Annotated in this window: 37 protein-coding genes; 3 read left to right on the forward strand and 34 right to left on the reverse strand. The window is 60.3% G+C overall.

The genetic code is table 11. The annotated features are described in order from the left end of the window. Positions 1-17: 17 nt before the first annotated feature. On the reverse strand, positions 18-1868 hold the full coding sequence (glmS, locus tag ICL81_RS07055) for a glutamine--fructose-6-phosphate transaminase (isomerizing) (protein WP_188034225.1): 1851 nt from the start codon (positions 1866-1868) through the stop codon (positions 18-20). A 30-nt stretch (positions 1869-1898) separates the two neighbouring features. Between glmS and coaA the strand changes: the two genes are divergently transcribed. Then, positions 1899-2900 carry a type I pantothenate kinase gene (coaA, locus tag ICL81_RS07060; protein WP_188034226.1) on the forward strand — a complete coding sequence of 334 codons (1002 nt, stop codon included), beginning with the start codon at positions 1899-1901 and terminating at the stop codon, positions 2898-2900. Between the two features lie 162 nt (positions 2901-3062). Here coaA and glmM read toward each other — a convergent pair whose 3' ends face one another. The 4 genes from glmM to truA form a co-directional block, all read right to left on the reverse strand. After that, positions 3063-4412: a phosphoglucosamine mutase gene (glmM, locus tag ICL81_RS07065; protein ID WP_188034227.1), complete on the reverse strand. Its 1350-nt coding sequence runs from the start codon at positions 4410-4412 to the stop codon at positions 3063-3065. A gap of 18 nt (positions 4413-4430) precedes the next feature. Then, on the reverse strand, positions 4431-4910 hold the full coding sequence (gene rpsI, locus ICL81_RS07070; protein ID WP_188034228.1) for a 30S ribosomal protein S9: 480 nt from the start codon (positions 4908-4910) through the stop codon (positions 4431-4433). A 37-nt stretch (positions 4911-4947) separates the two neighbouring features. After that, a complete protein-coding gene (rplM, locus tag ICL81_RS07075) occupies positions 4948-5394 on the reverse strand; it encodes a 50S ribosomal protein L13 (protein WP_188023819.1) in 447 nt (148 codons plus the stop codon). Between the two features lie 155 nt (positions 5395-5549). Further along, entirely contained in the window at positions 5550-6407 is an 858-nt protein-coding gene (gene truA / locus ICL81_RS07080; RefSeq protein ID WP_188034229.1) for a tRNA pseudouridine(38-40) synthase TruA, read from the reverse strand. 89 nt (positions 6408-6496) lie between these two features. Here truA and ICL81_RS07085 point away from each other — a divergent pair, with 89 nt between their 5' ends. After that, positions 6497-8470 carry an acyltransferase family protein gene (locus ICL81_RS07085; protein ID WP_188034230.1) on the forward strand — a complete coding sequence of 658 codons (1974 nt, stop codon included), beginning with the start codon at positions 6497-6499 and terminating at the stop codon, positions 8468-8470. 29 nt (positions 8471-8499) lie between these two features. Beyond that, the gene (locus tag ICL81_RS07090; protein ID WP_188034231.1) at positions 8500-8880 is read left to right on the forward strand and encodes an ankyrin repeat domain-containing protein; all 381 of its coding nucleotides are present in this window, start codon (positions 8500-8502) and stop codon (positions 8878-8880) included. Positions 8881-8952: 72 nt separating this feature from the next. Here the strand turns inward: ICL81_RS07090 and rplQ are convergent, their stop codons facing one another. The 29 genes from rplQ to rpsJ all read right to left on the reverse strand — a co-directional run bounded on the left by rplQ (position 8953) and on the right by rpsJ (position 24560). After that, complete coding sequence (gene rplQ / locus ICL81_RS07095) at positions 8953-9441, reverse strand: 50S ribosomal protein L17 (protein WP_188034232.1); 489 nt, start codon at positions 9439-9441, stop codon at positions 8953-8955. A gap of 45 nt (positions 9442-9486) precedes the next feature. After that, entirely contained in the window at positions 9487-10473 is a 987-nt protein-coding gene (locus ICL81_RS07100) for a DNA-directed RNA polymerase subunit alpha (RefSeq protein WP_188023824.1), read from the reverse strand. Positions 10474-10598: 125 nt separating this feature from the next. Then, the gene (rpsK, locus tag ICL81_RS07105) at positions 10599-10997 is read right to left on the reverse strand and encodes a 30S ribosomal protein S11 (RefSeq protein WP_188023825.1); all 399 of its coding nucleotides are present in this window, start codon (positions 10995-10997) and stop codon (positions 10599-10601) included. Between the two features lie 47 nt (positions 10998-11044). After that, positions 11045-11413, reverse strand: coding sequence for a 30S ribosomal protein S13 (rpsM, locus tag ICL81_RS07110; RefSeq protein ID WP_188023826.1), 369 nt, complete (start codon positions 11411-11413; stop codon positions 11045-11047). Between the two features lie 191 nt (positions 11414-11604). After that, on the reverse strand, positions 11605-11721 hold the full coding sequence (gene rpmJ / locus ICL81_RS07115) for a 50S ribosomal protein L36 (protein WP_188023827.1): 117 nt from the start codon (positions 11719-11721) through the stop codon (positions 11605-11607). Positions 11722-11786: 65 nt separating this feature from the next. Next, positions 11787-12008, reverse strand: coding sequence for a translation initiation factor IF-1 (gene infA, locus ICL81_RS07120; RefSeq protein ID WP_188034233.1), 222 nt, complete (start codon positions 12006-12008; stop codon positions 11787-11789). A 244-nt stretch (positions 12009-12252) separates the two neighbouring features. After that, entirely contained in the window at positions 12253-13095 is an 843-nt protein-coding gene (map, locus tag ICL81_RS07125) for a type I methionyl aminopeptidase (protein ID WP_188034234.1), read from the reverse strand. A 3-nt stretch (positions 13096-13098) separates the two neighbouring features. Further along, the gene (locus ICL81_RS07130; protein ID WP_188034235.1) at positions 13099-13677 is read right to left on the reverse strand and encodes an adenylate kinase; all 579 of its coding nucleotides are present in this window, start codon (positions 13675-13677) and stop codon (positions 13099-13101) included. After that, positions 13678-14994, reverse strand: a complete 1317-nt coding sequence (secY, locus tag ICL81_RS07135; RefSeq protein ID WP_188034236.1) for a preprotein translocase subunit SecY — start codon at positions 14992-14994, stop codon at positions 13678-13680. A gap of 198 nt (positions 14995-15192) precedes the next feature. Next, complete coding sequence (rplO, locus tag ICL81_RS07140) at positions 15193-15651, reverse strand: 50S ribosomal protein L15 (protein WP_188034237.1); 459 nt, start codon at positions 15649-15651, stop codon at positions 15193-15195. Beyond that, positions 15648-15836, reverse strand: a complete 189-nt coding sequence (gene rpmD / locus ICL81_RS07145; protein ID WP_188034238.1) for a 50S ribosomal protein L30 — start codon at positions 15834-15836, stop codon at positions 15648-15650. The genes rplO and rpmD overlap by 4 nt, the downstream gene beginning before the upstream one ends. Continuing rightward, entirely contained in the window at positions 15836-16531 is a 696-nt protein-coding gene (gene rpsE, locus ICL81_RS07150; RefSeq protein WP_188023833.1) for a 30S ribosomal protein S5, read from the reverse strand. The genes rpmD and rpsE overlap by 1 nt, the downstream gene beginning before the upstream one ends. Next, positions 16528-16902, reverse strand: coding sequence for a 50S ribosomal protein L18 (gene rplR, locus ICL81_RS07155; RefSeq protein ID WP_188023834.1), 375 nt, complete (start codon positions 16900-16902; stop codon positions 16528-16530). Before rplR ends, rpsE begins: the two co-directional genes overlap by 4 nt. Positions 16903-16904: 2 nt before the next feature. After that, positions 16905-17441: a 50S ribosomal protein L6 gene (gene rplF, locus ICL81_RS07160; protein ID WP_188023835.1), complete on the reverse strand. Its 537-nt coding sequence runs from the start codon at positions 17439-17441 to the stop codon at positions 16905-16907. Positions 17442-17447: 6 nt separating this feature from the next. Continuing rightward, positions 17448-17846, reverse strand: coding sequence for a 30S ribosomal protein S8 (rpsH, locus tag ICL81_RS07165; protein WP_188034239.1), 399 nt, complete (start codon positions 17844-17846; stop codon positions 17448-17450). A 119-nt stretch (positions 17847-17965) separates the two neighbouring features. Beyond that, on the reverse strand, positions 17966-18523 hold the full coding sequence (rplE, locus tag ICL81_RS07170) for a 50S ribosomal protein L5 (RefSeq protein WP_188023837.1): 558 nt from the start codon (positions 18521-18523) through the stop codon (positions 17966-17968). After that, positions 18523-18885, reverse strand: a complete 363-nt coding sequence (gene rplX / locus ICL81_RS07175; protein WP_188023838.1) for a 50S ribosomal protein L24 — start codon at positions 18883-18885, stop codon at positions 18523-18525. Before rplX ends, rplE begins: the two co-directional genes overlap by 1 nt. A 5-nt stretch (positions 18886-18890) precedes the next feature. Further along, complete coding sequence (rplN, locus tag ICL81_RS07180) at positions 18891-19259, reverse strand: 50S ribosomal protein L14 (protein ID WP_188023839.1); 369 nt, start codon at positions 19257-19259, stop codon at positions 18891-18893. A 32-nt stretch (positions 19260-19291) separates the two neighbouring features. Further along, entirely contained in the window at positions 19292-19564 is a 273-nt protein-coding gene (gene rpsQ / locus ICL81_RS07185; RefSeq protein WP_188023840.1) for a 30S ribosomal protein S17, read from the reverse strand. A gap of 2 nt (positions 19565-19566) precedes the next feature. Beyond that, positions 19567-19878, reverse strand: coding sequence for a 50S ribosomal protein L29 (gene rpmC, locus ICL81_RS07190; RefSeq protein WP_188034240.1), 312 nt, complete (start codon positions 19876-19878; stop codon positions 19567-19569). Further along, a complete protein-coding gene (rplP, locus tag ICL81_RS07195; protein WP_188023842.1) occupies positions 19878-20297 on the reverse strand; it encodes a 50S ribosomal protein L16 in 420 nt (139 codons plus the stop codon). Before rplP ends, rpmC begins: the two co-directional genes overlap by 1 nt. A gap of 2 nt (positions 20298-20299) precedes the next feature. Next, entirely contained in the window at positions 20300-21061 is a 762-nt protein-coding gene (gene rpsC / locus ICL81_RS07200; protein WP_188023843.1) for a 30S ribosomal protein S3, read from the reverse strand. Next, entirely contained in the window at positions 21062-21442 is a 381-nt protein-coding gene (rplV, locus tag ICL81_RS07205) for a 50S ribosomal protein L22 (protein WP_188034241.1), read from the reverse strand. Positions 21443-21467: 25 nt separating this feature from the next. Next, positions 21468-21749 carry a 30S ribosomal protein S19 gene (gene rpsS, locus ICL81_RS07210; protein WP_025133706.1) on the reverse strand — a complete coding sequence of 94 codons (282 nt, stop codon included), beginning with the start codon at positions 21747-21749 and terminating at the stop codon, positions 21468-21470. A 24-nt stretch (positions 21750-21773) separates the two neighbouring features. Beyond that, positions 21774-22610: a 50S ribosomal protein L2 gene (gene rplB, locus ICL81_RS07215; protein WP_188023845.1), complete on the reverse strand. Its 837-nt coding sequence runs from the start codon at positions 22608-22610 to the stop codon at positions 21774-21776. A gap of 20 nt (positions 22611-22630) precedes the next feature. Further along, entirely contained in the window at positions 22631-22930 is a 300-nt protein-coding gene (gene rplW / locus ICL81_RS07220; RefSeq protein WP_188023846.1) for a 50S ribosomal protein L23, read from the reverse strand. Beyond that, a complete protein-coding gene (rplD, locus tag ICL81_RS07225; RefSeq protein ID WP_188023847.1) occupies positions 22927-23580 on the reverse strand; it encodes a 50S ribosomal protein L4 in 654 nt (217 codons plus the stop codon). Before rplD ends, rplW begins: the two co-directional genes overlap by 4 nt. Before the next feature lie 3 nt (positions 23581-23583). Then, positions 23584-24237, reverse strand: a complete 654-nt coding sequence (rplC, locus tag ICL81_RS07230; protein ID WP_188023848.1) for a 50S ribosomal protein L3 — start codon at positions 24235-24237, stop codon at positions 23584-23586. A gap of 14 nt (positions 24238-24251) precedes the next feature. Beyond that, positions 24252-24560 (reverse strand): 30S ribosomal protein S10, encoded by a 309-nt coding sequence (gene rpsJ / locus ICL81_RS07235; RefSeq protein ID WP_010156393.1) that lies wholly within the window; start codon positions 24558-24560, stop codon positions 24252-24254. Positions 24561-24579: the final 19 nt, after the last annotated feature.

A 24579-nucleotide genomic window follows, 5' to 3' on the forward strand; every position in this document is an offset into this window, starting at 1 on the left:
TCTCTCCTTTGCGTGGATTACTCGACCGTAACCGACTTCGCGAGGTTACGCGGCTGATCTACGTCCAGGCCCTTCGCGGTCGACAGTTCGAGCGCGAACCACTGCAGCGGCACAACCTGCAAGATCGGGTCAAAGAGCGCGTCCGACAGCGGAATGCGGATCACGTCATCAGCAAACGGCAGCACCGCGGTGTCACCAGTCTCAACGATTGCGATCACGCGTGCCCCACGTGCACGGATCTCCTGAATGTTCGAGACCACCTTCGCATGCATAAGCGGCGACGTGCGCGGGCTCGGCACGAGCACGAACACCGGCTGACCGTGATCGATGAGCGCGATCGGGCCGTGCTTGAGCTCGCCAGCAGCGAAGCCTTCAGCGTGGATGTAGGCGATCTCCTTGAGCTTCAGTGCACCCTCGAGTGCCGCGGGGTAGCCCACATGGCGACCGAGGAAGAGCACCGAGCGGGTGTCTGCCATCCAGTGTGCGAGCTGTGCGATCTGCTCGTGCGTCGCGACTGCTTCCCGCATCTTCTCGGGAAGCGCCTCGAACTGCGCGAGTGCTTCAGCCTCGTCAGCAGCACTCAGCGTGCCACGGATGTGACCAAACTGCAGACCAATGAGGTACAGCGCGGTGATCTGCGCAACAAATGCCTTCGTCGAAGCCACTGCGACCTCGGGGCCGGCGTGCGTGTAGACCGCAGCGTCTGATTCACGGGGAATCGTCGCACTCTGGGTGTTGCAGACCGAGACGGTCTTTGCGCCACGTTCAATGGCGTACTTCACTGCCATCAGCGTGTCCATGGTCTCACCCGACTGGCTCACCGAGATGACCATCGTGTTCGGCGTCAGGACAGGGTCGCGGTAGCGGAACTCGTGGCTCAGCTGCACCTCAACCGGGATGCGCGCCCACTGCTCGATCGCGTACGCGCCGATCATGCCAGCGTACGAAGCCGTACCGCAGGCGATGATGATGATGCGATCGACATTCTTGATGACGTCTTCGCCGAGCGCAGCAATCTCAGGGATCTCAACGTGACCGGTCTCAATGCGGCCGCGGAGCGTGTTCGCAATTGCCTCGGGCTGCTCATGGATTTCCTTCGCCATGAAGGAGGACCAGCCGCCCTTGTCAGCGGCGTTCGCGTCCCACTCAACCTCGAACTCACTGAACTCAACCGGCTTGCCGGCGAAATCGGTGATACGAACCGCGTCTGCGGTAATGATCGCGATGTTGTCTTCATCTACCGCGACTGCACGACGGGTGGACGACACGAACGCTGCGACGTCAGAGCCGAGGAAGTTCTCTCCCTCGCCAAGACCAACGACGAGCGGCGAGTGATGGCGTGCTGCCACGATCTTGCCCGGCTCGTCCTGGTGCAGCGCCAGAAGCGTAAAGGTGCCGTGCAAGCGCTTTACGACCACGCGGAACGCAGCCTCAAGATCGTGCTGGCGCTGGTACTCAAGACCGAGCAGTGCAGCGACGACCTCAGAGTCAGTCTCGCTGGCAAGCTCGCAGCCTGCTTCGAGCACCTCTGCGCGAAGCTCCGAGAAGTTCTCGACGATGCCGTTGTGAATCAGGGCGAGACGACCGTTGTCGCCCAGGTGCGGGTGTGCGTTCACATCGGTGGGGCCACCGTGGGTTGCCCAGCGAGTGTGACCGATGCCGGTCGAGCCTGCAGCGAGGGGATCATCTTCGAGCACCTCGATGAGTCGAGCAAGCTTGCCCGACTTCTTTCGCACTGACACACCATCATCTGCATCGATGACAGCGACGCCCGCGGAGTCATACCCGCGGTACTCAAGACGACGAAGGCCGGTGATCAGTGCGTCGACCGTACTATTTGGTCCGACGTATCCAACGATTCCACACATACCGTTATTTTAGTGGCACGATGGTGAACAATGAATGAGCACGCACACCCGAGAACCAAGCCCATCGACGTGAGCTTGCATACCCAGGCGCTGATCCGCCCGGATCTCACCTCGCCATTTACTGAAATTGGGCGCGCGGAGTGGGCCCGCCTTGCTGGTGAAACCAAGCTACCGCTTACCCAGGAAGAGGTCGATTCATTTCGTGGCCTCGGTGAGCCGCTCGACCTTGCGGAGGTCGCAGACGTCTACCGCCCACTCTCGAGACTCATAAATTTGCACGCGATCGCCGCGCGCGAACGACACAAATTGACACGTCAAGCATTCCTGCATCGTGAGGAAGAGCAGCCCACACCCTTCGTCATCGGCATCGCTGGCTCGGTCGCTGTCGGCAAATCGACCGTTGCGCGACTGCTGCGTGAGCTCCTTGCCCGCTGGCCAGAGACGCCGAACGTCGACCTCATCACGACCGACGGATTCTTGTACACCAACGACGAACTTGAGCGACGCGGTATCGCGGATCGCAAGGGCTTCCCCGAATCCTACGATCGTCGTGCACTGCTGAAGTTTGTCACTCAGGTGAAGGCCGGCGTTCCTGAGGTCAAGGCCCCGCACTACAGCCACCTGATCTACGACATCGTCCCCGACGAATTTACGGTCGTGCGTCAGCCTGACATCCTCATCGTCGAGGGTCTCAATGTGTTGCAGCCTGCAACGATGCGTCACCCGCTTGCGGTGAGTGACCTGTTCGACTTCTCGATTTACGTCGACGCGCGCACGTCTGACATTCAAACGTGGTTCCGCGATCGATTCTTGAAGCTTCGCGAAAAGGCATTCTCTGACCCTCGTTCACACTTCCGCCCATTCGCAAAGGTCGACGACGCAACCGCGCACGCGCTTGCTGATTCCTTTTGGAAGGACATCAACGAGCCAAACTTGATGACGAATATCCGCCCGACTCGCGCACGCGCCACACTCGTGCTCCGCAAGGAGCGCGACCACCGCGTGCAGAAGGTGCTGCTGCGAAAGCTGTAGGGATCATTCGCGTTATTTGCGCTGTGTGTGGGCAAACCCCTCGAGATTGGCCAGTTTTCGCGAGATTGCCCGTTTCACACGCAAGAAAGGGGCCGTTTCGAGAGAAACGGCCCCTTTCGAGGTATCGAGCACCAGAATGGCGCCAAAATCGCAAGCGCCAGGCTAGATAGCGAGGCGCTCCTTCACGACAGCGGCAAGATCATCAGCGAGCTGATGAGCCTGCTCCTCTGTGGTTGCCTCAACCATCACACGCACGACGGGCTCAGTACCCGACGGTCGCAACAGCACACGGCCTTCGCCGGCGAGGATGAGTTCAGCTGCGCGAACTGCCTGCTGAACCACTTCATCGCCAGCAACCTTCGCGCGGTCAACGCCACGAACATTCACAAGCACCTGCGGGTACACGGTCATGCAGGCCGCGAGCTCAGCAAGCGTCTTGCCGGTGCGCGCGAGTTCTGCAGCGATGTGCATACCCGTGAGAATTCCGTCACCGGTGGTGGCGAACTCGCTCATGATGACGTGACCGGACTGCTCGCCGCCCAGGCTGTAACCGTGCTCGTTGATCGCTTCGAGAACGTACCGATCGCCGACCCCGGTCTCAACCACATCAATGCCGTTGTCAGCCATCGCAAGCTTCAGGCCGAGGTTCGACATCACGGTCGCTACAAGAGTGTTCTTCTTGAGCTTGCCACGGGCCTCCATCGAGAGAGCGATGATTGCCATGATCTTGTCACCGTCGATGACATTGCCATCAGCGTCAACAGCGAGGCAACGATCCGCGTCACCGTCGTGAGCGATACCGAGGTCGGCACCGATTTCACGGACCTTCGCCTGCAACGGCTCAAGGTGGGTAGAACCGACACCGTCGTTAATGTTGTAGCCATCGGGATCATTACCGATCACCGTGACGTTGGCGCCAGCGGCAGCAAAAACGTCTGGCGAAATACCAGATGCCGCGCCGTGCGCGCAGTCGAGAACGACGTTGAGGCCCTTAAGGCTCACACCATCGAGTGTGCCGAGCAGGTGCACGAGGTATCGATCCTCGGCGTCTGCGAAGCGGCGGATCCGCCCAACTTCACGACCGGTTGCGGCGGGAGCGGGCTGCGCAAGCGCTGCCTCAATCTCGTCTTCGATCGAGTCGTCGAGCTTCTTGCCACCACCGGCGAAGAACTTGATCCCGTTATCTGCCGCAGGATTGTGCGACGCCGACACCATCACGCCAAAGTCAGCGTCAGTATCGGCTACGAGATAGGCAGCGGCTGGGGTGGGAATGACTCCCGCGTCCAGCACGTCGACGCCGGCCGCCGCGAGGCCTGCCGAGACTGCGGCCGAGATGAACTCGCCTGAGACTCGGGGGTCGCGCGCAACGACGGCGATAGCACGACGGCTCTCGGCCCGGGCGTGACGCCCAAGGACGAGAGCCGCCGCGTGCGCGAGGCGCAGGGCAAGGTCGGCAGTGACATCCACGCCGGCCAAGCCCCGCACCCCATCAGTGCCAAATAGGCGTCCCATGAAGGGGAATACTCCTGCTTAACGCTTCGAGTACTGAGGCGCCTTACGGGCCTTCTTCAGACCAGCCTTCTTGCGCTCCTTGATACGAGCGTCACGGCTGAGGAAGCCCGCCTTCTTCAGGGTCGGGCGGTTGTGCTCTGCGTCGATCTCGTTAAGCGCGCGAGCGATAGCGAGGCGGAGTGCGCCTGCCTGACCCGAGGGGCCGCCACCGACGATGCGTGCGACGATGTCGTACGCGCCACCGAGCTCAAGCACGGTGAAGGGGTCGGTGATGAGCTGCTGGTGCAGCTTGTTCGGGAAGTACTCAGCAAGGTCGCGACCGTTAACGGTCATCTTGCCTGCGCCGGGGATGAGGCGAACGCGAGCGATTGCCTGCTTACGACGGCCTACAGCTGCACCGGGAACGGTGAGTGCGGGGCGGGGGGTCGAGGCTGCGGCCGAATCGGCCGGGGTCTCGGTGGTGTAGCTTTCGACGGCCACGGTCTGCTCTTCAGTCACTGTGAAGTCTCTCTCTTAAGTCTCTGTAGGAGGCGCGTTACTGCGCGACCTGGCCGAAGTTGTAAGGGGTGGGCTGCTGAGCTGCGTGGGGGTGCTCTGCGCCGACGTATACCTTCAGCTTGCGGAACTGGTCACGGCCGAGCGAGTTCTTGGGAAGCATGCCGCGGATCGCCTTCTCAACAGCGCGGTCCGGGTTCTTGCCGAGGAGCTCGGTGTAGCTGACCGAGGTGAGGCCGCCCGGGTAACCCGAGTGGCGGTGCGCCTTCTTCTGCGCTGCCTTGTTGCCGGTGAGGACAACCTTTGCAGCGTTGATGATGATGACGTGGTCACCCATGTCCATGTGAGGAGCGAAGGTGGTCTTGTGCTTGCCGCGGAGGAGTGCGGCTGCATGCGATGCGAGGCGGCCAAGAACGACGTCGGTTGCGTCGATGACGATCCAGTCGTGCTTCTTGTCAGCTGCCTTCGGCGAGTAAGTGCGAGTCACTGTCGTGCTGCTTTCTGTCGAAATGGAGATGTTCGTGGATCCCACTCCTCTGCTCAGTCCCACGGGATTTCTCTCGGGGTGCTGAGCCGGTGGAGGGCTCACATTCGGGCACGAACTGGATATACCAGTACGCACCAAGGATCTACTTTAGCACATCAGTCTTCGAGCAAGTCACGCCGGGCACGGGTCTGCTCTGCGCGCGCAGCAAGGTCCTCGTCAGCCGGGTAGGCGATCTCCTCAAGCGAGAGCCCTTTCGCCGGCATGACGGTGAACTTGCTCGTCCGCTCACGCGCATCTCGGAGGTCACGGAGCTGTTCGCCACTGATCCGCTGCGAACCGACCGCGACGACCGAGCCTACGAGCGCTCGCACCATGGAATGGCAGAACGCGTCGGCCTCGATCCGCGCGGCAAATGCGCCATCCGAAGTTTCTCGCCAGTCAAACGTCAGCAACTCACGCACCGCTGTGGCACCCTCCCGCGCCTTGCAGAACGTCGTGAAGTCCTGGAGACCGAGCAGATCATCAGATGCCTGCTGCATGACCGCAAGGTCGAGCTCTCGGGTGAAGTCTGCCGTAAACCTGGCAGTGAGCGGATCGAGCTTCGACTGAGCCGGCCGCACACGATACTCATACCGGCGCCGAAGTGCGCCAAATCTGGCATCAAAGGCGGCAGGTACCTCGCGCACAGAATGGATCGCAACATCTGGCGCGGATCGCGACAGCACGCGATTCAGACGCCGCGCCATCGCGTTCGACTTGTTCCACTGCGCGAGTTGGGCTGCTGACACATCAATATGTGCGACCTGGCCGCGCGAGTGAACCCCAGCGTCGGTACGACCACCGACGGTCAACCGCACGTCGCCCGGTGCGACCTGAAGAATAACCGCGAGCGCCTCTTCGATCTCACCCTCGACCGTCCGCAGCCCCGGCTGCTTCGCCCAGCCAGAGAAATCTGTGCCGTCATATGCAAGGTCGAGTCGGAGTCGATGAAGCCCCGCAGAAAGATCTGTCATCCTTCGATAGTGCCAGAACAACCTTGAAGCCCCGCTCGCGCAGACAAATCGCGTAGAATAACCTGAGTCTTTTCCAGGCGAACATCTGTATGAGTATTTTTCGAGTTTCCACCCCGCACCCCCGCCACATCGGTGGACTTGACGGACTCCGCGCAATCGCTGTATTGCTGGTCCTCATTTACCACCTTGCTCCCAAGGCACTCACCGGCGGCTTCCTTGGCGTAGACATTTTCTTCGTCATCAGCGGCTTCTTGATCACGACACTTCTTTTGCGTGAGGTTCGCAAGAGTGGGCGGATCCGCCTCATCGCATTCTGGCAACGGCGCGCACGGCGGTTGCTGCCACCTTTGGCACTCGTGGTACTCGTCTCAACGACGCTGGCGTATCTTGTGGATCGAGATTTGCTTGTCAATATTGGCAAACAAATTCTGGGCACCGTCTTTTTCATCAGTAACTGGATGTTCATCGGGAACGGCACAGATTACTTCACGCAGGACACCCCTGAACTCTTCAGGAATACGTGGTCACTTGCCATTGAGGAGCAGTTCTACCTCGTACTTCCCTTGCTCGCGCTACTCCTAGTCACGCTCCGTTCACGCGCAACGCGTGGCTTGCCGTTACTCGTTCTCGGTTTCATTTCTGCTGGCTTTATGGCCGGCATGGCCGCCGATGGCATCGACCCGACACGCATTTACTTCGGCTCAGACACGCACAGCTTCGGACTCCTCTTCGGTGCAACACTCGCAGTCTTCGCAGAGCCGCGTACAGGCGGTGACGCTGCTTCCCCACTCGGCCGCGGCGGCCAGCTCCTGACGACGAGCATCGCCGTGCTGTGCGGTGGCGCGTTCCTGTATCTTGCATTCACTGTCAGGGAGGCCTCGCTCGAGAGCTTCACTGGTGGGTTCCAGCTCGCAACATTGCTCGCGGTCGCAATCATCTGGGCGATCACCCGCCCCGGCGCAGTCGCGGGACGGGTGCTTGACTGCGCTCCCCTGCGCTGGATCGGCGAGCGTTCCTACGGCATCTACCTGTGGCATTGGCCGCTGCTGCTCATCGTGACGGCTGCCCTGAAGAACGTGTTTGGCGGATCCGCGCCCCTCGCACTGATCATCATCATCACCGCAACGGCAACATTCGGCCTTGCCGCCCTTTCTTACACGTATGTGGAGCAGCCAGTGCGTCGTTCTGGAATTCGTAGCGCATTCCGCATCATGCGGCTACGTGCGTCACGCACGACCCGCCAATCGATCATCGCAATCGCGGTGCTGACGGTGGTCATTGTGTCGGTACCGATGACCGCGGTCGCGGTTGCAGTCGCACCTACGCGCACAACCTCCGCCGAGGTCATTGCGCGCGGTGAAGAAATGCTCAAGCAGCAGCAAGCATCCGCTGAGGCACAGGCGGCTGCAGATGCGAAAGCAGCGGCAGAAGCGGCAGAAACGGCAAAGGGCAAACCGGGCGCAACATCATCCGGCGCCAAGCCCGCCACAAAGGATCCCAAAGATCCCAAGAAATCACAGCCAAGGCCCGCGCCCGTTCCTATCGAGGTCACCGGAGCCGACATCACGGCCGTCGGCGACTCGGTTATGCTCGCTAGCTTGCCCGAGCTGAGCGCACGATTCCCCGGCATCGCCGTTGACGCGGCAGTCTCTCGCGGCATGGGTGTTGGCGCAGATCTCATCGAAGCGCAGGCAGCCAATGGAACGCTTCGTTCCGTCGTGCTTGTCGGCCTCGGAACGAACGGCCCGGTAGACCATGACGATATGGTGCGGATCACCAAGGCTGCAGGCAATGACCGCTTCGTCGTGTTCGTCGATGCTCACGCTGACCGCGACTGGATCGCCCAGGTGAACCAGGATCTCGAGGGATTTGCCGCCGAGCGTCCCGGGGTGGTCACCGCTCCGTGGACCGAGATGGTCGCCGGCGTCCCTGATGCCCTCGCGGGAGACGACATTCACCCGAACCCGCGCGGCGGCGAAATCTACGCTGACGCGGCCCAGAAGGCGTTTGACGACATGTTTTCGCCCGGCGAAGCTCGCGGCTGGAGCGTTCCGCGCAGGTAAGTGATTCTCAGCCGTGGTTGGATAGCACCATGGCTGATTCACTACCCACCGATGCGCTCGAGTTCGCGCACCGGCTCTTCGATGCTGCACGCGCGGGCAATGCCGAGCTTCTGCTGACCGCGATCGACCAGGGCGTCCCCGCTGATCTCACCGACCCCAGCGGAAACACGCTGCTCATGCTTGCCGCGTACAACGGCCACGCCGAGCTCACCGACGGGCTTGCTGTGCGCGGTGCCGATGTCAACAGACTGAATGACCGCGGCCAGAGTCCGCTCGCAGGCGCCGTGTTCAAGCGCAGTACCGATGTTATCTCCGCACTGATCGATCGAGGGGCGGATCCAGACGCAGGTACCCCGTCAGCACGCGCGACGGCCGAAATGTTTGGCGTCGAGCTGCCTGACGTACGTTAGGAACTCCACAACATACACAAAGGCCGCAATCCTTCTCGAAGGATTGCGGCCTTTGTGTATGAGGAGGAAAGCTTACTCAGCCTTCTCCGCTGCAGCCTCAGCTGCGGGTGCCTCTTCGACAACCTCTGCCTCAACAGCAGCAGGAGCCTCTTCGACAACCTCGGCTGCGGGTGCAGCCTTCTTTGCCTTGGGCTTCGGGTTGACGGGCTCGAGGACGAGCTCGATCACTGCGAGGGGAGCGTTGTCGCCCTTGCGGAAACCGGTCTTGATGATGCGGGTGTAACCACCCTGGCGCTCAGCAACGAGGGGTGCGATCTCAGTGAAGAGCTCGTGCACAACCGAGTTGTCGAGGATCTGACGCATGACGCGACGGCGTGCGTGCAGGTCGCCGCGCTTTGCGAACGTCACGAGACGCTCAGCGACGGGCTGCAGGCGCTTAGCCTTGGTCTCAGTCGTCTGGATGCGCTTGTGCTCGAAAAGCTGCGCAGCCATCTGGTTGAGCATCAGACGCTCGTGAGCGGGTCCGCCTCCGAGGCGGGGGCCCTTGTTGGGCTTAGGCATGTGTGTACTCCAAGTAAATTTCGATCAGCGCGAGACGCTTAATCGTTAGTTAACGTCGTCTTCGTAGCTGTAGAACTGTGCGCCGTCAAAGCCGGGCACTGCGTCCTTCAGCGAGAGGCCCATCTCGGTGAGCTTGTCGCGCACCTCGAATACTGACTTCTGACCGAAGTTGCGGATGTTCATGAGCTGGGCTTCCGAGAGCGCTACGAGTTCGCTCACGGTGTTGATGCCCTCACGCTTCAGGCAGTTGTAGCTGCGAACCGAAAGGTCGAGATCCTCGATGGGGATCGACAGTTCGCTTTCAGCAACAACCTCGACCGGTGCCGGACCGATCTCGACGCCCTCAGCCTGCACGTTCAGCTCGCGTGCAAGACCGAACAGCTCGACAAGCGTCGAACCGGCCGATGCAATTGCATCACGGGGGCTGATAGCGGGCTTCGACTCAACGTCAACAACGAGGCGATCGAAGTCGGTGCGCTCACCTGCACGAGTTGCTTCAACTCGGTAGGTAACCTTGAGCACCGGCGAGTAGATCGAGTCAACCGGAATACGGCCAACCTCTGCATCGTCGTTACGGTTCTGAGCCGCCGAAACGTAGCCGCGGCCACGTTCGATGGTGAGCTCGAGCTCGAACTGTGCATCGTCATTCAGCGTGGCGATGACGAGTTCCGGGTTGTGAACCTCAACGCCAGCAGGCGCCGAGATGTCAGCAGCGGTAACCTCGCCCGCACCAGTCTTGCGGAGGTACGCGGTGATCGGCTCATCGTGCTCGCTCGAAACTACGAGCGCCTTCACGTTGAGGATGATCTCGGTGACGTCCTCAGTCACGCCGGGAATGGTCGTGAACTCGTGGGCAACGCCCTCGAAGCGGACGCTCGTCACAGCTGCGCCAGGAATCGACGACAGCAGGGTGCGGCGGAGCGAATTGCCGAGGGTGTAACCGAAGCCTGGCTCCAGCGGTTCAATGGTGAACCGCGAACGGAACTCAGAGATTGATTCTTCAGTCAGAGTGGGTCGCTGTGCAATGAGCACTGTGTGATCCTTTCGCCGGAGTCCGCTATATGACTCACGCGGTAAAGAGAGAGGGAAATGTGTAAGTAATGCTGTGAGTCAACCGAAGTTGACTCACACCCGCTGCACGCAGCGGAAGGCGCTACTTATACGCGGCGACGCTTCGGGGGACGGCAGCCGTTGTGAGCCTGAGGGGTCACATCGTTGATCGAACCAACCTCGAGGCCTGCTGCCTGGAGCGAACGAATCGCGGTCTCGCGGCCCGAGCCGGGGCCCTTGACGAAGATGTCAACCTTCTTCATGCCGTGCTCCTGCGCCTTACGCGCAGCAGACTCAGCAGCAAGCTGAGCAGCAAACGGAGTCGACTTACGCGAGCCCTTGAAGCCCACGCCGCCCGACGATGCCCAGCTGATCACAGCACCGGTGGTGTCAGTGATCGAAACGATGGTGTTGTTGAACGTCGACTTGATGTGGGCCTGGCCCTGTACAACGTTCTTCTTATCCTTGCGGCGCGGCTTGCGCGCTGCGGCCTTAGGTGCAGCCATTGAGAATTCTCCTGAAAACTATCTGTGATGGTCCGGTGAACCGGCTATTACTTCTTCTTGCCGGCGACGGTACGCTTCGGACCCTTACGGGTACGTGCGTTCGTCTTGGTGCGCTGACCATGCACAGGCAGGCCCTTGCGGTGACGAAGGCCCTGGTAGCTGCCAGTCTCAACCTTGCGGCGGATGTCTGCTGCGACCTCGCGGCGAAGATCGCCCTCAACCTTGAAGTTGCCCTCAATGTGGTCGCGCAGAAGCACGAGCTGGTCGTCAGTGAGATCACGAACGCGGATGTTGCCGTCGATACCGGTCTCAGCAAGCGTCTTAAGCGCGCTGGTGCGGCCGACGCCGTAGATGTAAGTGAGTGCAATCTCAACGCGCTTCTCGCGCGGGATGTCTACTCCTGCAATACGTGCCATGTGTTGGCTCTCCTTGGCGGTAGTGGAGGTATGGTGCGCGTTGGGGGTTCGGGCCTCCAACCCGAGGTGTCCCCCACCCAAGTACTTGCGTACTCAGACGGGATCTTCAACGCGCGGTTCAATGTTGAATTATGAATGGTCCACGAAAGCAAATGACGATCGCTCGTCATGCATCGCAACCAGCGAGGGAATTAACCCTGGCGCTGCTTGTGACGGGGGTTGCTCTTGCAGATCACCATGACACGGCCGTGGCGACGGATCACCTTGCAGTGCTCGCAAATCGGCTTGACGCTGGGCTTAACCTTCATGATTTCCTTAAGGGTTCGCTGTCTTCGTACCTACGAGGATTCGTAGGCCGTTACTTCCGAGAGACCTACTTGTAGCGGTAGACGATACGACCACGGGTCAGGTCGTACGGCGTCAGCTCTACGATCACGCGGTCCTCAGGGAGGATTCGGATGTAGTGCTGGCGCATTTTGCCGGAGATGTGCGCGAGGACCTTATGGCCGTTCGTCAATTCAACCCTGAACAGTGCGTTCGGGAGTGCCTCGACAACCTGGCCCTCGATCTCGATGACGCCGTCTTTTTTCGCCATAGCCTCACTATCGCTTAGTAGATGTACTCGTCTGCGAATGCTCCACACCGTTTTCGCGATCACGAAAACAGGCGCAAAGCACCAAAGAACAAGAATAGCCGGGCGCGCCGGGTTTGTAAACCCGAGGGTGCCAGTCCTCGGCGAGTCGCACTTTCAGACCCGCCCGAATCCAGTAGCAAACAGAGGAAGCCCCGCTCGTTACCAAGCGGGGCTTCCTCATAAATGCAAGCGGGATTGCGTTGCGTTAGGCGATCGGAACCGGCGTAATGCCGAATGGTGCGAGCCCTGCAGCTCCGCCGTCTTCGGCGGTCAACACCCAGATGCCACCTTCGTGACGCGCGACGCTGTGTTCCCACTGGGCGCTCAAAGAGCCGTCTTTGATTGTGACGGTCCAGTCATCGTCCTGAATTGTGGTCTCGATCGTTCCAGCCGAAATGATTGGTTCAATCGCGACACAGAGACCTGGCTTCACTGCGGGTCCACGGCCCGGGCTAGGCACGTTAAACACGGGGGGATCTTCGTGCATGCTCCGTCCAATGCCGTGCCCGATGTACTCTTCGAGCACGCCGTACTTGCTGTTCGCGTGAACATACTCCGAGACAGCTTCGCCCACTTCATTGAGATGAGAAGCACGCGCAAAGCGAGCGATCCCCTCCCACATCGCATTGTGAGTGACCTCTGAAAGGCGCTGGGCGTGCTTTGTGCGCGCCTCGTCCTTCGGGTCCGGGATCACGACGGTGATCGCAGCGTCGCCGTTCCAGCCGTTGACATCAGCTCCAACATCGAGCGATACAATATCGCCGGCTTGGAGCGGACGATCAGTCGGAATAGCGTGGACGACGTCGTCATTCACGTTTGCACAAATGGTGTGGCTATACCCCGGCACCAGCTGGAAGTTCGGGACTCCCCCAGCATCGCGAATCGTCTTCTCAGCGATCGCATCAAGTTCTAGGGTGGTGACACCCTCTCGTGCGTTCGCCGTGAGGGCGTCGAGTGCCAGCCGTGTCACACGACCAGCTTCAACCATGAGGCGAAGCTGTGCCGGCGATTTGTAGATCGAACGGCGGATAATTCCTCGACGTGCCATTGACTAGCGACCCAGCTGTGCAGTCAGGCCCGAGGCAATACGCTCTGCGACCTCGTCGGGAGTACCCATGCCATCAACGGAAACGAGAATGCCACGCTTCGAGAACAGCTCGATGAGCGGTGCAGTCTGCTCCGCGTACACGTTCTGGCGGTGTCGAATGACCTCTTCGGTGTCATCCGCACGACCCTCAAGTTCGGCACGCTTCAACAGACGAGTCACGACCGCGTCAACGTCTGCCTCGAGCAACACAACTGCGTCAAGCGAGTCGCCCTCAAGCATGCCATCTAGCGCCGTGACCTGATCGACGGTACGGGGGTATCCATCGAGCAGGAAGCCTGCTGCGGCATCCGCCTGGCCGAGGCGGTCTTCAACGATTTCGTTGGTCAACGAATCAGGAACGAGCTCGCCCGATTCGATAATTGCCTGCACGCGCTTGCCAAGCTCAGTGCCGCCCTTAATGTTCGCGCGGAAAATGTCGCCGGTCGAAATTGCCGGAACGCCATAGGTCTCAGCGATCTTTCCTGCCTGGGTGCCTTTGCCTGCACCGGGAGGGCCGATGATGAGGAGTCGAGTTGAAGTCATTTACTTAAGAAGCCCTTCATAGTGACGCTGCTGCAGCTGTGCGTCGATCTGCTTGACGGTTTCAAGACCCACACCGACGATGATGAGGATCGAAGCACCACCGAACGGGAAGTTCTGGTTGGCTCCGAAGAACGACAGAGCGATCAGCGGGATGAGCGCGATGATGCCGATGTAGATCGAACCAGCCGTCGTGATTCGGGTGAGTACGTAGTTCAGGTACTCAGCCGTGGGGCGGCCAGCGCGGATACCGGGGATGAATCCGCTGTACTTCTTCATGTTGTCCGCGACCTCTTCAGGGTTGAAGGTGATCTGAACGTAGAAGAACGTGAAGCCGATGATGAGCAGGAAGAATACGACCATGTAGAGGGGCTGGTCACCGGTGACCAGGTTTGTCTGGATCCAGACAACCCACGCCTTGGGGTCTTCACCCGCAGCGGGCTGGTTGAACTGCGAGATCAACATCGGGAGGTACAGAATTGCCGAAGCGAAGATCACGGGGATAACGCCCGCCATGTTCACCTTGATCGGGATGTAGGTGCTGCTGCCACCGTACGTGCGGCGACCAACAACGCGCTTCGCATACTGAACAGGAATCCGACGCTGCGACTGCTCGACGTACACAACTGCGGCAACAATGATGAGGCCGATTGCGATAACGAAGAAGAAGACCTCCCAGCCGCGCTGTTCCTTGATGACCCAAAGAGCGTTCGGGAACGTTGCAGCAATAGAGGTGAAGATAAGTAGTGACATACCGTTGCCGATACCGCGTTCGGTGATGAGCTCGCCGAACCACATAATGAGGCCGGTACCCGCGGTCATCGTAAGGATCATGATGAGGGTTGCCCACCACTCGTTCGAGACGAGATTTTCACACGCCTGATTCGCGTTGCCGAGCAGCTGTCCCGACTTCGCAACCGTGATCAGAGTGGTCGACTGGAGAACTGCGAGACCAATGGTGAGGTAACGCGTGTACTGCGTCATCTTCGCCTGGCCTGCCTGGCCTTCCTTGTGGAGTGCCTCGAAGTGAGGAATCACCACGCGGAGGAGCTGCACAATAATCGACGCCGTAATGTACGGCATGATGCCAAGGGCGAAGATGGACAGCTGCAGCAGAGCGCCACCGCTGAACAGGTTGATCATGTCGTACAACCCGTTTGCATTCTCCCCTGCCGCAAGGCAGGCCTGAACGTTGGCAAAGTCAACGAACGGTGCGGGGATGAATGAACCCAAACGGAAAAGCGTGACAATGCCGAGCGTGAAGAGAATCTTCCGCCTTAGATCGGGGGTTCGAAAAATTCGTCCGATCGCACTGAACAAGATCTGCCTCCTGGCCTGTCGGTACTGGCTCACGCCAACACGACGATCACCGACTCAACAGCCTACACTGCAGCCGGGTCGTTTCGCTTAATGATTCGGTTGTTTGGCAACCAAATGACAAAAGAAAAGCGGGGGAATTCCTCGCACGAAACTTCGCACAAGGGATTCCCCCGCAAATAACTTCCTACATATAGAAAGTTACTTTACCTCGCCGCCTGCGGCAACGATCTTTTCGCGTGCCGAAGCCGACACCTTGTCAACGTCGATGACGAGCTTGACCGAGAGGTCACCGTCGCCAAGGACCTTGACGGGCTGGTTCTTGCGAACCGCACCCTTTGCAACGAGATCTGCAATCGTGACGTCGCCACCCTTGGGGTACAGCTCAGCGAGCTTAGCAACGTTCACAACCTGGTACTCGGTGCGGAACGGGTTCTTGAAGCCGCGGAGCTTCGGGGTGCGCATATGCAGCGGCATCTGGCCACCCTCGAAGCCTGCACGGACCTGGTAACGAGCCTTGGTACCCTTGGTACCACGGCCAGCAGTCTTACCCTTCGAAGCCTCGCCACGACCCACGCGGGTCTTGGCCTTCTTCGAACCAGCTGCGGGGCGAAGGTGGTGTGCCTTCAGAACCTCGCCGCGCTCAATGTTCTCGCTCATGCGTCGATCTCCTCAACCTGTACCAGGTGAGCAACTGCACGAACGTAACCACGGTTAGCTACGGTATCCTCACGAACGACCGACTGGCCGATCTTCTTGAGGCCGAGGCTACGCAGGGTGTCGCGCTGGTTCTGCTTCTCACTGATAACGGACTTCGTCTGCGTAATCTTCAGGCTCTTAGCCATTACGCACCTGCCTTTGCCTTAGCTGCAGCGTCGGCCAGAGCCTTCGCTTCGGCGCGCACGAGGCGAGCCGGTGCGACACGGTCAAAGTCAAGGCCACGACGAGCTGCGACGGAGCGGGGCTCCTCGAGCATCTTCAGTGCCTCAACGGTCGCATGCACGATGTTCAGGGTGTTCGACGAACCGAGCGACTTGCTCAGTACGTCGTGGATGCCAGCGCACTCGAGTACGGCGCGGACGGGGCCACCGGCGATAACACCGGTACCAGCAGCTGCGGGGCGGAGCAGGACAACGCCTGCTGCTGCCTCACCCTGCACGGGGTGCGGGATGGTGCTGCCAACGCGGGGGACGCGGAAGAAGTTCTTCTTTGCCTCTTCGACACCCTTCGAAATTGCGAGGGGCACCTCCTTGGCCTTACCGTAACCGACACCAACGGTGCCGTTACCGTCGCCGACGACGACGAGAGCGGTGAAGCTGAAGCGACGACCACCCTTGACGACCTTCGAAACACGGTTGATGGTGACGACGCGCTCGAGGAACTGGCTCTCGGTGCGCTCGCGACCGCCGCGCTCACCACGGGTGCCGCGATCGCGGCTACCGCGACGCTGCTCACGAGGCTCGTTGCGGTGATCCTCAGTCTTGGTTTCCACGACCGGGGTCTCAGCAGCCACTTCCTGCTCCTTCGTTTCGTTGCTCACAGGGTCAGCCCCCCTTCGCGAGCGCCTTCGGCGATCGCAGCGACACGGCCGGCGTACTTGCTGCCACCGCGGTCGAAGACCACTGCGTCAACGCCTGCTGCCTTTACACGCTCAGCGAGGATTTCGCCTACCTTGCGTGCCTTAGCGGTCTTGTCGCCCTCGAAAGCGCGAATGTCCGCTTCCATGGTCGAAGCCGATGCGATGGTGAAACCCTTCGAATCGTCAATGACCTGGACGAAGACGTGACGCGACGAGCGCGTTACGTTCATGCGGGGGCGCACCTCGGTGCCAACAACCTTCTTGCGAAGGCGGCTGTGGCGGCGGAGGCGGGCAGCGGTACGGCCCTTAGCGCGAGTGATGTTAGCGGCCATGGTTACTTACCAGCCTTTCCAGCCTTGCGGCGAACGTTCTCGCCCGCGTAGCGGATGCCCTTACCCTTGTAGGGCTCCGGCTTCTTCAGCTTGCGAATGTTAGCAGCAGCCTCACCGACTGCCTGCTTGGAGATACCACTGACCGAGATCTTCGTGGTGCCCTCTACTGCGAGCGTGATGCCTGCAGGAGCAGCGAAGACGACGGGGTGCGAGAAGCCGAGCGCGAGCTCGAGATCGCTACCCTTCAGCGCGACGCGGTAACCGGTACCAACAACCTCAAGCTGCTTGGTGTAACCAGCGGTTACGCCAACGATGTTGTTGTTGATAAGGGTACGGGTGAGGCCGTGCAGTGCACGTGACTCGCGCTCGTCGTTGGGGCGCGTAACCAGAATCTGGCCGTCCTCAACTGCAACGCGAATGGGCTCTGCAACGGTGAGCGTGAGCTCGCCCTTTGCGCCCTTGACCGTGACCTGCTGGCCATCGATCTTGACATCTACACCACCGGGAACGGTGATGGGAAGCTTACCGATACGTGACATTCTGGCTTACCACACGTAGGCCAGCACTTCGCCGCCCACGCCCTTCTGCTCGGCCTCGCGGTCCGTGAGGAGCCCCGAAGAGGTGGACAGGATCGCAATACCGAGACCGCCAAGAACGCTCGGAACCTCGGCTGAACCTGCGTATACACGCAGACCGGGCTTCGAGACACGCTTGATGCCTTCGATCGAACGCTCGCGGTTGGGGCCGTACTTCAGCTGCATGGTGAGGGTGGTGCCGACGCGTGCGGCCTCAACCTTCCAGTCAGCGATGTAGCCTTCGCGCTTGAGGATCTCTGCGATCCGCTCCTTGAGCTTTGAGCCGGGGAGCGAAACGTCATCGTGATGTGCGCTATTTGCATTGCGCAACCGGGTCAGCATATCTGCGACCGGATCAGTCATCGTCATAATTGACTCTGCTTTCTCGCCTGGTATCGGGGGCCGTTACACGACCACCGACCTGGGTGACGCGGGAAAGGTGCCCGGGAGAATTCCCGGGCACCAAGCCCACTTGGACTATTCAGTTATTAGGCCTTGAACGGGAAGCCGAGCGCCTTAAGCAGCGCGCGACCCTCGTCGTCGGTCTTTGCCGAGGTCACGACAGTGATGTCGAAACCGCGTACACGATCAATCTTATCCTGATCGATCTCGTGGAACACACTCTGCTCGGTCAAACCGAAGGTGTAGTTGCCGGCGCCATCAAACTGCTTCGCCGAAAGACCGCGGAAATCGCGGATACGCGGCAGAGCGAGGTTGATGAGACGATCAAGGAATTCCCATGCACGGTCACCACGGAGGGTAACGTGCGCACCAATAGCCTGGCCTTCGCGCAGCTTGAACTGTGCGATCGACTTACGGGCCAAGGTGACCTTGGGCTTCTGACCGGTGATCTTCTGGAGGTCTGCGATAGCGCCCTCAATCACCTTGCTGTCGCGAGCTGCCTCGCCGACGCCGGTGTTAACGACAACCTTCACAACGCCAGGCACCTGCATAACGTTCTCGAACTTGAACTCCTCGAGGAGTGCAGGAACGATCTCGCCGCGGTACTTCTGCTTCAGACGGGGCTGAACCTTAGTCTCAGTCATTAGAGGGCCTTCCCTGACTTCTTCGCGTAGCGAACACGGACGGTCTTCTTCACGCCGTTCTTCTCAACCTCTTCGACGCGGAAACCAACGCGAGTCGGCTTCTTGGTCTCGGGGTCGACAACTGCGACGTTCGACACGTGGATCGGAGCCTCGACGGTCTCAATGCCGCCTTCCTTCGTTCCACGCTCCGACTGGCCGACGCGGGTGTGCTTGGTGACGAAGTTAACGCCCTCAACCACTACACGGTCAGTTTCGGTCAGAACCTCAATGACGCGACCCTGCTTGCCGCGGTAGCCACCGCGCTCCTGGGTCGGGCCCGAGATGACCTCTACGAGGTCACCCTTCTTGATCTTGTTAGCCATATGGACTAGATCACCTCCGGTGCGAGCGAGACGATCTTCATGAACTTCTTGTCGCGAAGCTCACGGCCGACCGGCCCGAAGATACGGGTGCCGCGGGGCTCCCCGTCAGCCTTCAGAATGACGGCAGCGTTCTCGTCAAAGCTAATGTACGAACCGTCAACACGACGGGTCGACTTACGCGTACGAACGACAACAGCCTTTACGACGTCGCCCTTCTTGACGTTGCCACCGGGGATTGCGTCCTTGACGGTCGCGACGATCGTGTCGCCGAGGCCGGCGTAACGACGACCCGATCCACCGAGTACGCGAATAGTGAGCAACTCCTTGGCACCGCTGTTGTCGGCAACCTTGAGTCGCGATTCCTGCTGAATCACTTGCTACTCCTTCAATCAGTAAGCCGCGAGGCTTACTTCGCCTTCTCGAGAATCTCTACGAGGCGCCAGCGCTTCGAAGCGCTGAGCGGACGGGTCTCGTGGATAACCACGAGATCGCCGATGCCTGCAGTGTTCATCTCGTCGTGAGCCTTAACCTTCGACGAGCGGCGCAGGACCTTGCCGTAGAGGGGGTGCTTCACACGGTCTTCGACCTCAACGACGATGGTCTTGTCCATCTTGTCGCTGACGACGTAACCACGGCGGGCCTTGCGGTAGCCGCGCTGTTCCTGTTCGATCTCAGCCATTGTTAGGCCTCCTTCGTGTCAGCGGCGGCGTCCGCCTGCTCGGTCTTCTTAGTGCTCTTCTTCGCCTTAGCCTTTGCGGGAGCAGCAACGGGGGTAACCCGAATGCCGAGCTCACGCTCACGCAGAACGGTGTAGATGCGAGCAATGTCGCGCTTCACCTGACGAACACGGCCGTGGCTTTCAAGCTGGCCGGTGGCCGACTGGAAGCGAAGGTTGAAAAGCTCAGCCTTAGCCTTCTTGAGCTCTTCTGCCAGGCGCTCGTTCTCGAACGTATCCAGTTCGGTGACTGCCAGTTCCTTGGTACCGATCGCCATTACGCGTCGCCCTCCTCACGCTTGATAATGCGGGCCTTGAGCGGAAGCTTGTGAATCGCGCGGGTCAGTGCCTCGCGTGCAAGCTGCTCATCGACACCTGCGACCTCGAAGAGGACGCGGCCCGGCTTGACATTGGCAATCCACCACTCCGGTGAACCCTTACCTGAACCCATGCGGGTCTCGGCAGGCTTCTTGGTGAGGGGACGGTCAGGGTAGATGTTGATCCACACCTTGCCACCACGCTTGATGTGACGGGTCATCGCGATACGAGCGGACTCGATCTGACGGTTCGTCACGTAAGCGGGGGTGAGAGCCTGGATACCAAACTCACCGAAGGTGACCTTGGTTCCGCCCTTTGCCTGGCCGCTACGGCCGGGGTGATGCTGCTTACGGTGCTTTACTCGACGGGGAATCAGCATTGTTACTTCTCCGCTCCTGCTGCAGCGGGTGCAGCCTCAGCCTGCTGAGCGTTACGAGGCGCACGGCGGCGATCGCCGCGGTCACGCGACGGCTTCTGTGCTGCCTGCTCGCGAGCAAGTTCCTTGTTGGTGAGGTCACCCTTGTAGATCCAGACCTTCACGCCGATACGGCCGAAGGTGGTCTTAGCTTCGTAGAAACCGTAATCGATGTTCGCACGAAGGGTGTGCAGCGGCACGCGACCCTCGCGGTAGAACTCCGAACGGCTCATCTCTGCGCCGCCAAGACGGCCCGAGACCTGAATACGAACGCCCTTGGCACCAGCGCGCTGTGCGCCCTGGAGGCCCTTGCGCATTGCACGGCGGAATGCAACACGAGCAGCGAGCTGCTCTGCAATACCCTGTGCAACGAGCTGAGCGTCAGCCTCGGGGTTCTTGACCTCGAGGATGTTCAGCTGGATCTGCTTGCCGGTGAGCTTCTCGAGGCCAGCGCGGATGCGCTCTGCCTCTGCGCCACGACGGCCGATGACGATACCGGGACGTGCAGTGTGGATGTCCACGCGTACACGGTCACGGGTGCGCTCGATCTCGATGCGCGAAACACCTGCACGGTCAAGCGTGTCAGTCAGGTAGCTGCGGATCTTGATGTCCTCGGCAAGGTAGTCAGCATAACGCTGGCCCTTCTTGGTCGAGTCCGAGAACCAACGCGATACGTGATCAGTGGTTACCCCGAGGCGGAAGCCATAGGGATGAATCTTCTGGCCCATTTACTTGGCTCCCTTCGATGCGGCAACCGCGTCAGCCGTCTGAAGAATGACGGTGATGTGGCTGGTCCGCTTGTTGATACGGAACGCGCGACCCTGTGCACGGGGGCGGAAACGCTTCAGCGTTGCTCCCTCGTCCACGAAGGCACGTGCCACAACGAGCTCGTCTTCGTTGAAGCGCAGGTTTTCCTTCTCGGCCTTGACACGCGCGTTAGCGACTGCCGAGGCGACGAGCTTGAAAATGGGCTCCGACGCTGCCTGGGGTGCGAACTTGAGGATCGCAAGTGCTTCCTCAACGTTCTTGCCACGGATCAGGTCAACAACGCGACGGGCCTTCTGGGGGGTGATGCGGATATGACGCACGCGTGCGATCGATTCCACCATTTCTCTTCCTCCTTCACGTCGCCGCTTAGCGGCGACGGCCCTTCTTGTCGTCCTTCACGTGGCCACGGAAGGTACGAGTCGGGGCGAACTCGCCCAGCTTGTGACCAACCATGGTTTCCGTTACGAACACGGGAATGTGCTTACGACCGTCGTGCACTGCGATGGTGTGACCCAGCATTGCGGGGATGATCATCGAGCGGCGCGACCAGGTCTTGATCACGTTCTTGGTGCCAGCTTCGTTCTGTACAACCACCTTGTTCAGCAGGTGGTTATCGACGAAGGGGCCCTTCTTGAGACTACGAGGCATCTTCTACTCTCTCCTACCTGCCGACTAGCGCTTCTTGCCAACAGTACGGCGACGCACGATGAGCTTGTCGCTTTCCTTGTTCGGATGGCGCGTACGGCCTTCCTTCTGGCCCCACGGGGTAACCGGGTGGCGGCCACCCGAGGTGCGGCCTTCGCCACCACCGTGCGGGTGATCTACCGGGTTCATGACAACACCGCGGACGGTCGGGCGAACGCCCTTCCAGCGCATACGGCCAGCCTTGCCCCAGTTGATGTTCGACTGCTCGGCGTTACCTACCTCGCCGATCGTTGCGCGGCAGCGCAGATCGACGTTGCGGATCTCACCCGAGGGGAGACGAAGCTGAGCGTAGGGGCCGTCCTTAGCGACGAGACGCACCGACATACCAGCCGAGCGAGCGAGCTTAGCGCCGCCGCCGGGACGGAGCTCGATAGCGTGAATCACGGTACCGGTGGGGATGTTCTTCAAGGGCAGGTTGTTACCCGGCTTGATATCTGCACCCGCGCCAGCCTCGACGATGTCGCCCTGCTTGAGCTTGTTCGGAGCGATGATGTAACGCTTCGTGCCGTCCACGTAGTGCAGCAGCGCGATGCGCGCGGTGCGGTTGGGATCGTACTCGATGTGCGCAACCTTGGCGTTGACGCCGTCCTTGTCATGGCGACGGAAGTCGATGACACGGTACTGGCGCTTGTGGCCACCGCCGATGTGGCGGGTGGTGATACGACCCTGGTTGTTGCGGCCGCCGGTCTTGGGGAGCGGGCGAAGCAGCGACTTCTCAGGGGTGGAGCGGGTGATCTCAGCGAAATCAGCAACGCTCGAGCCACGACGACCGGGGGTCGTCGGCTTGTACTTGCGAATAGCCATTATGTTTCCTCTTCGCCCTTCTACAGACCGGCCGTGAAGATGTCGATCGAGCCCGACTGAAGGGTGACGATGGCGCGCTTGGTGTCCTTGCGCTTGCCAATGCCGAACTTAGTGCGGCGGGTCTTGCCCTTGCGGTTCAGGGTGTTGATCTTGTTGACCTTCACGCCAAAGACCTGCTCGATAGCGAGCTTGATCTCAGTCTTCGTCGCGGTGGGCTGTACCTCAAAGGTGTACTGGCCGTTCGCGTCGATGAGGCTGTAGCTCTTCTCCGAGACGATGGGACGGATGATGACGTCGTGTGAAGACTTGTTCAGGCTCACTTCGTTTCCTCCTTGGCGGTGCGACCAGCGACGAATGCGTCGAAGGCTGCCTTGGTGAAGACGAGGTCATCGCTGACGACCACGTCGTAGGCGTTGAGCTGATCCTGGAACAGGACGTGGACGTTCTGCAGGTTGCGAACGCTCAGCGCGGTCAGCTCGTCTTCACGAGTGACAACGACGAGAACGCGGGTGCCAGGAGCAACAGCTGCGAGGAACTCGCGTGCGCTCTTGGTGCTCGGCTTGCCCTCGATGCCGAAGCTATCAACGACGTGCAGACGGTTGCCGCGAACGCGGTCCGAAAGCAGGCCGATGAGTGCAGCTGCGATCATCTTCTTGGGGGTGCGCTGTGCGTAGTCACGGGGAACCGGACCGTGCACAATGCCGCCGCCGCGGTGCTGAGGCATACGGACCGAACCCTGACGAGCGCGGCCGGTACCCTTCTGCTTGAACGGCTTGACGCCCGAACCGGAGCGTTCGCCACGGTTCTTGACCTTGTGGGTGCCCTGACGCGCAGCTGCGAGCTGAGCGGTGACAACCTGGTGGATCAGCGGGACGTTGGTCTCGGCGCCGAAGATAGCCTCGGGAAGCTCAACCGAGCCTGCCTTCTTGCCCTTCGCGTCGAGGATCTCGAGCTTGGTAGCGGTAGCCATGAACTACGCCCCCTTCACTGCGTTGCGGACGAATACGAGACGACCGCTTGCACCGGGAACAGCACCCTTAACGAGGATGAGACCCTTTTCAGCGTCGATCGCCTGAACCGTAAGGTTCTGGACGGTGACACGGTCGCCACCCATACGGCCGGCCATCTTCTGACCCTTGAACACGCGACCAGGGGTCGCAGCGCCGCCGACAGAACCGGGCTTACGGTGGTTACGGTGCTGACCGTGCGATGCGCCAACGCCAGAGAAGTTGTGGCGCTTCATGGTGCCCGCGAAGCCCTTACCCTTCGAAGTACCTACAACGTCGATCTTCTGACCGGTGGTGAAGGTTGCATCGATGGTGAGCTCCTGGCCGAGAGCGTACTCAGCTGCATCCGCAGTGCGGATCTCAGTGAGGTGACGGCGAGGCGTGACGCCTGCCTTCTCGAAGTGACCAGCCGAAGGCTTGTTTACCTTGCGGGGGTCAATCTGGCCAGCTGCGATCTGAATCGCGCTGTAGCCGTCGAGCTCCGGGGTGCGGATCTGGGTAACAACGTTAGGTGCTACCTCGATTACGGTCACAGGAACAACGTTGCCGTTCTCGTCCCAGACCTGAGTCATACCGAGCTTGGTGCCCAGGAGACCCTTCACGTTACGTACTGCAGTCATGAATCGATCCCCCCTTAGAGCTTGATCTCGATGTTGACATCGGCCGGAAGATCGAGACGCATGAGCGAATCGACGGCCTTGGGCGTGGGATCGACGATGTCGATCAGACGCTTGTGCGTGCGCTTCTCGAAGTGCTCGCGGCTGTCCTTGTACTTGTGAGGCGAACGGATAACAGCGATCACGTTCTTCTCAGTGGGGAGCGGCACGGGGCCGATAACAGTTGCGCCTGCACGGGTGACCGTATCAACGATCTTCCGAGCGGAGCTGTCGATGACCTCGTGGTCATACGACTTCAGTCGAATGCGGATCTTTTGTCCCGCCATGTGACTCTCTACTTTCTAC

The organism is Leucobacter sp. cx-328, assembly GCF_014530035.1.
In the GTDB taxonomy this organism is placed as follows: domain Bacteria; phylum Actinomycetota; class Actinomycetes; order Actinomycetales; family Microbacteriaceae; genus Leucobacter.